This is a genomic window from Brunnivagina elsteri CCALA 953 (genome assembly GCF_002289455.1).
Taxonomy (GTDB): Bacteria; Cyanobacteriota; Cyanobacteriia; order Cyanobacteriales; family Nostocaceae; genus Brunnivagina; species Brunnivagina elsteri.
The window spans coordinates 1-5,959 of the sequence record NZ_NTFS01000399.1 but is presented as its reverse complement, the minus strand read 5'-3'; the positions used below and the strand labels follow the sequence as shown (position 1 = coordinate 5,959).

At 39.6% G+C, this 5,959-nt stretch carries 4 protein-coding genes; 3 read left to right on the top strand and 1 reads right to left on the bottom strand.

What is annotated here, in order from left to right; translation table 11 throughout:
* A partial coding sequence (locus CK510_RS24905) for a WD40 repeat domain-containing protein (protein WP_143289424.1) occupies positions 1-3,028 on the top strand: 3,028 nt, incomplete at its 5' end.
* A 407-nt stretch (positions 3,029-3,435) separates the two neighbouring features.
* Here the strand turns inward: CK510_RS24905 and CK510_RS24900 are convergent.
* On the bottom strand, positions 3,436-4,227 hold the full coding sequence (locus CK510_RS24900; RefSeq protein WP_095724237.1) for a DUF1868 domain-containing protein: 792 nt from the start codon (positions 4,225-4,227) through the stop codon (positions 3,436-3,438).
* A 506-nt stretch (positions 4,228-4,733) separates the two neighbouring features.
* On the opposite strand from CK510_RS24900, the gene CK510_RS24895 reads away from it, so the two are divergent.
* Both CK510_RS24895 and CK510_RS24890 read left to right on the top strand, forming a co-directional pair.
* On the top strand, positions 4,734-4,988 hold the full coding sequence (locus CK510_RS24895) for a hypothetical protein (protein ID WP_095724236.1): 255 nt from the start codon (positions 4,734-4,736) through the stop codon (positions 4,986-4,988).
* A gap of 3 nt (positions 4,989-4,991) precedes the next feature.
* Positions 4,992-5,959: MltA domain-containing protein (locus tag CK510_RS24890; RefSeq protein WP_143289423.1), on the top strand; the 968-nt coding region annotated here is incomplete at its 3' end.

Below are 5,959 nucleotides of genomic sequence, written 5' to 3'. Positions count from 1 at the left end.
CCTCGCACCTATGAGTCATGATGAATTGTATAGTGCGATCGTTTCCCCTGCCGCACGAATGCAAATTAAGCTTGAAGATGGATTGACTAATCAGTTCATTAGTGCAGTCTGTGGACATGCGGGAAGATTACCTTTATTAGAATTCACTTTGACCCAATTATGGGAGAAACAATGTCAGGGAGTACTAACAAATTCAGCTTACACAGAAATTGGTGGAGTTGAAGAAGCTTTAGCAAATCACGCAGAAACCGAATATGGGATTCTTGGGGAAATTGACCGAAATCGCGCACAACGAATATTTATGCAGTTGGTACAATTGGGTGATGGTTGCGAACCTACTCGTAGACTGGCAATGCGTGAGGAAGTCAAAGAAGAAAACTGGGATTTGGTAACTAGGTTAGCATCTTCGCGCTTGGTGGTGACAAATCGCAATGAATCGACTTGTGGGGAAACCGTAGAAATAGTCCATGAAGCATTGGTACGGAATTGGGGAAGATTGAAATATTGGATACAAGTAGATGGGGAATTTCGTCACTGGCAAGAACAATTACGCTTGGGGATTCGGCAATGGGAAAAGAGTAATCGGGATAACGGGGTATTGTTGCGAGGAAAACCACTAGCAGATGCAGAACATTGGCAAAATCAGCGATTGGAAGAATTGAGTACAAGCGATCGCAATTTTATCAATGCAAGTTTAGATTTACGACAAGGCAAATTAAATAAGCAAAAACGCAATCGACGTTTAACTATTTTTGGTTTGAGTGTTGGTTTGGTATTATCTTTGATATTAGCTGGGTATGCATTACGACAATCGCGACGGGCACAGGTAAATGAAGTTTTAGCAGTAGAAAAATCCTCACAAGCATTACTAGCATCAAACAATCGTTTGGATGCACTTGTGGAAGCAATGGCAGCTTGGCAAAAATTTCGGAGCTTAAATTTAGGCTTAAATTTAGTTGGGGATGACGCAAAAGACGCAGAAAAATCACTGAAAGCGACTTTGCAAAATGCCGTATATAGTGCTTCTTTACTTCAACATGTGAATACCAACTTTGCCGAATTCAATCGTTTATCTGACTTTAAAGCAGCAGTTTATGCAGTTGCTTACAGTCCTAACAATCAATTAATCGCCACAGGAAGTGCTGACAAAAGCGTAAAATTATGGGGACAGGATGGTAAACTACTCGCAAATCTTCCAGGACACAAAGGTACTGTTTGGGGAGTTGCATTTAGTCCTGATAGTAAAACCCTTGTCTCAGTCAGCGATGACAAAACAGTCAAAGTTTGGGGATTGGATGAGTTTGGCAAATATAAGCAATTGCGAAGTTGGAATGATGACGCGGAAATTTACACAGTTTCCTTCAACCCAAATCAGCAAATTATTGCCACAGGGGGAAAAAATAAAACAGTAAAAATATGGAAACTTGATGGTACTTTAATTACTCAACTTAAAGGTCATACAGCAGCCATACGGGCAGTCAAATTTAGTCTAGATGGTAATTTTATCGCTTCTGGAAGTGAAGATGGCACAGTCAAAATTTGGCAGAGTGATATTACAGCATCAAAAACTAACAAAACCAATTACCAGCTTTTATATACCTTAAAACACCAAAGTGCAGTGAGAACAATTGCATTTAGTCCAGATGGAGAAATAATTGCCACTGCTGGAGCTGATAAAGTCATTAAACTGTGGCAAACATCCGACGGGAAATTATTGAATAGCTTGAATGGACACAACGATACAGTTTACAACATCGCTTGGAGTCCCAACGGTCAAACCCTAGTATCTGCCAGTCAAGACAAAACCATCAAACTTTGGCAACAGGATGGAAAATTACAAAATACCCTGAAAGCACATACCGATAGAATTTATGCGATCGCATTTAGTCCCAACAGTCAAAGTATGGCATCAGGAGGACGCGATCGCGCTGTTAAACTCTGGAAAACAGAGAAAAACTTGCTCACTGCATTCAATGGACATCAAGATAATGTCTGGGGAGTTGAATTTAGTCCAGATGGGAAAATTTTAGTTTCAGGAAGTAGCGACAAAACAATTAGAATTTGGAAATCCGACGGTACTTTAATTAATACTTTTATAGGACATCAAGATAAGGTTTATACAGTTGCATATAGCCCAAAAAGTGAAATGATTGCTTCTGGAAGTCTGGATAAAAGTATTAAATTATGGAAACCAAATGGAGAATTAATTAAAACCTTAGAAAATGCCCATGAACGTTGGGTAAGTAGTATTGTATTTAGTCCCGACGGTGAAATATTTGCATCATCTGGTCGAGATAATGACATTAAGATATGGAAAAAAGATGGTACTCAAATTACAACTTTAAAAGGACATACAAAACAAGTAAATCGACTTGCCTTTAGTTCAGATGGAAAAATTTTAGTTTCAGGAAGTAGCGACAAAACAATTAGAATTTGGAGTCGAGAAGGAATACCACTTCGTACCCTTAAAAATGATAAAGATGGTCATCAAGACGAAGTTACCGGAATTGCCATTAATTCTAATGGTAAAACTATTGCCTCAACCAGTTTAGATAGAACCATCAAACTTTGGAAAACCGCAGATGGAAGTTTAATCAAAACCATCACAGGAAACAATCAACATACCGATGCCATCACCTCAATTACATTTAGTCCAGATGGAAAAATCATGGCTTCAGCGAGCATCGATAAAACCATCAAATTTTGGAAATCCGATGGTACATTTCTGACAACATTAAAAGCCCATAACGACGGAGTAACCCAACTTAAATTTAGTTCTGATAGTAAAAAACTGGTTTCTGCAAGTAACGATAACACAGTGATTTTGTGGGACTTAGATAAGGTTTTAGAATTAGAGAAATTACTCGCGTATAGTTGTGAATGGATAAGGGATTATATTAACACCAACCCAACAATAAACAATCAAAAAAATAGCACTTCTATTCAGCGAGTGAATAAATTATGCCGAAATAGCGACTTACTCAAGAAACCTGGTTTCTCTGAAAATCAATACATCTCAGTTGAATGAAATACAGTTGGCAATCGAGAATACCGTAGGGGAACCCACGGTTGTTTGCCCTTATTTATATTGTTTGCTGAACCCGATTCAATACTGCTCGGTTAAGCATTAATTCAGAAACCCGGATTCTTGCGAATCCCTTTGTAATAAGGTTTTAAATCAAATAGAAACCGGGTTTCTCTCATTAGCAAAACCTTATGCGAGCAGTATTAGAACCCGATTGCCTTATATCTTTAATTCAACACCAAAAGAAACCAGGTTTCTCCCTTTTCTAAGTGCTTTCTGGAGCAAAGGTTATTGATGTTTTTCCGTGGTGGGAAAAATCAGGTTTCCTGGTTTTTGGTACTGATTCAGATTTTCGTTAGGGAGAAACCCGATTTTTAGAGATAACCACATTTAGCCTAGTTAAAACTCAATCAAAAATCAATTGCAGTCCAATCAGGTTCACGATAATAACGTGTCATATCGTCAAACTTGCGTAATTCGGCACGATGAACCAAAAATTCTGGGGAATTTCCTAACCATTGTTGATTCAACTCCGAGAGCATTTCCGCAAACTTTTTCCGATCTAAATCTGGTGTAATATCACCGAAATATCCCAGGGTAATATGTGCAGTTAAATGATAGTTCTGCTCAATTCCCAAACCCATTAATTGGGAGTTTTGGTAAGTAGTGCGGCGAAAATTAAGAATCTGTTCGTAGCTACTTCGTTCTTGAGGAACCAAACAAACAGCGATCGCTCTCGGCATTAACATTACCCCTAGTATCGAAAAACGAATTGGACTTGGTTCACGTTTTGGGGATTGCTGAAACTGGGCAAAAATTTTGGCACAGCACGATCGCAAATCAGATTCATAATCGGGATTACGTGCGATCGCATCAAGATAAGCACTATCCCAAATCAAATCAGCTAAGGTTAAATGAAAACTTCCCGATGGTATGGGTAAAAACAATTGGGGATTGATTGGCAAATTTAATAGTTGCCCTTGGTACTCCTGCAATTGCTTATAAAAGCCAGCATTCTTGGTATCTTCCTCGCTTGGTGGAGTAATAATCGTATAACCAGGGAATGATGCAGCTTGTCGTTCCCCCGTGGCAGCTTTCTGGAACTTGTAAGACTCTTGAATATTTTGGACTTGAGCTTGATAAGCTTCTGGTAGAGTCATTCGCGCCAATCGATTCAAGTAAGTTTGAAAATCGTCATCCACCCTGTATTTACCTCGCACTGCTATATAAAACTGATAACACTTTGGATAAAGCCAAACATAAAAGCTTATTTTTTGCTTTTGACATAAACCCTCAAAGCTTATTTTAGGCAATGTTACCCAAATTGACAGAACGATGTAAAAACTGTATAGGTTTCTTGGTTTTACTTAACGCAGACAAAATTCCTAATTCCCTAGTACAGCAAGGCAAAAGAAATAAGGCAAAATAACCTTCTTAGCTATTCAGGATAGTATATTTATTTGCGCCAAGTTGTACTATGTTGTTGACTTAATAGGGTTCGGATCGGAAAATTAGCATTCCCAATTCCCTTTTTTCCCATTTGTAAGGAACTGTATTTGGGTAAATGAGCGTCATAGGGGACAATAAGAACCTGATACAGGTACTTTAATACTTACCTTTATCTGCAACAAAGATGCTTCTCCTCTTCCCAATTCAGGAGTTGTGAAGTTAAAAATGGGTTGGACATGTTTAAAATGATTCAACTATTATGCCTAGAACAGCCAGCGAATACGTAGTACACATGATGTTGGAAGGCGGACACAGGGAAGAAATCCGTTTTCAGACGATTCAGGAATTTCAGAAATGGTATAGCGGTGAATTGATGCCTAAAGCTGCTTCTGATGATTTTATTAGTGTACCGATCAAAAATATTCAGGGTGAATATATGGTTGTCCGTCCTTCCAAAGTCCTAGCAATTCGTGTCGAACCAATTTTTAGCTCTAGTGTCGAGCGATTCACGTAAACAATGAACAAAAAGTTTGCTTTACTTTCCTTGAGTCTAGGTATTGCTGCCCTGATACCATTTCTATCTGTTGTTGCTCAGGTGCCCAGTCTCCCTAGATTACCTAGCTTGCCCACACCTGACAACCCCCAAATCCCCCCACAACAGCTACCACCATCCCCTGAACCCGAATTAACTCCACCTCTAAAATTGATGGAGATGGATTTAAATTGTCAACCCGCTCGTGGTTGCTTAGGTTGGGATGAACAGTTATTTTGGAATCGAGGTAAAAAAGGCGATCGCACTGCCCTATTACAATCGATTGACTATAGTTTGCGCTATTTGAATACTCCAAGGGCTGCAACCCTATATCAAAATTATCCTGTACAAGGCATTACCTTAGAGCGGGTACGCAAAAGTTTACAACGGTTCCGACAATTGGTGGTGGCAGCAAAAACCCCAGCACAACTGCAAACTAAGGTTAGGAGAGAGTTTGCCTTTTATAAATCGATTGGTAATGACGGTAAAGGAACTGTCAAGTTCACTGCCTATTATGAACCAATTTTTACTGCCAGTCGAGTTCGTACTGCCCAATATAAATATCCCGTTTATGGGCTTCCCAAGGATTTCGATAAATGGGCAAAGCCACATCCAAAAAGGGTTGAATTAGAAGGTACGGATGGGTTGCAGGGGGATAAAAGTCAACTGCGTGGTTTAGAGATGCTTTGGTTTCGCGATCGCTTGGATGCCTACATGATTCACATCCAAGGTTCGGCACAAATCAAATTAACCAATGGCAAAGCTACAAGCATTGGCTTCGCTGGGGCAACTGAATACCCCTGGACGAGCATTGGTGGGGCATTAATCAAAGATGGCAAATTAACCCGGCAAAATGCCACCATGCCTGCTCTCATTGCCCATTTCAAGAAGAATCCCCAAGATTTAGATGTGTACTTACCCATTTATCGAAATCCTTGGGAAGCCCATAAACG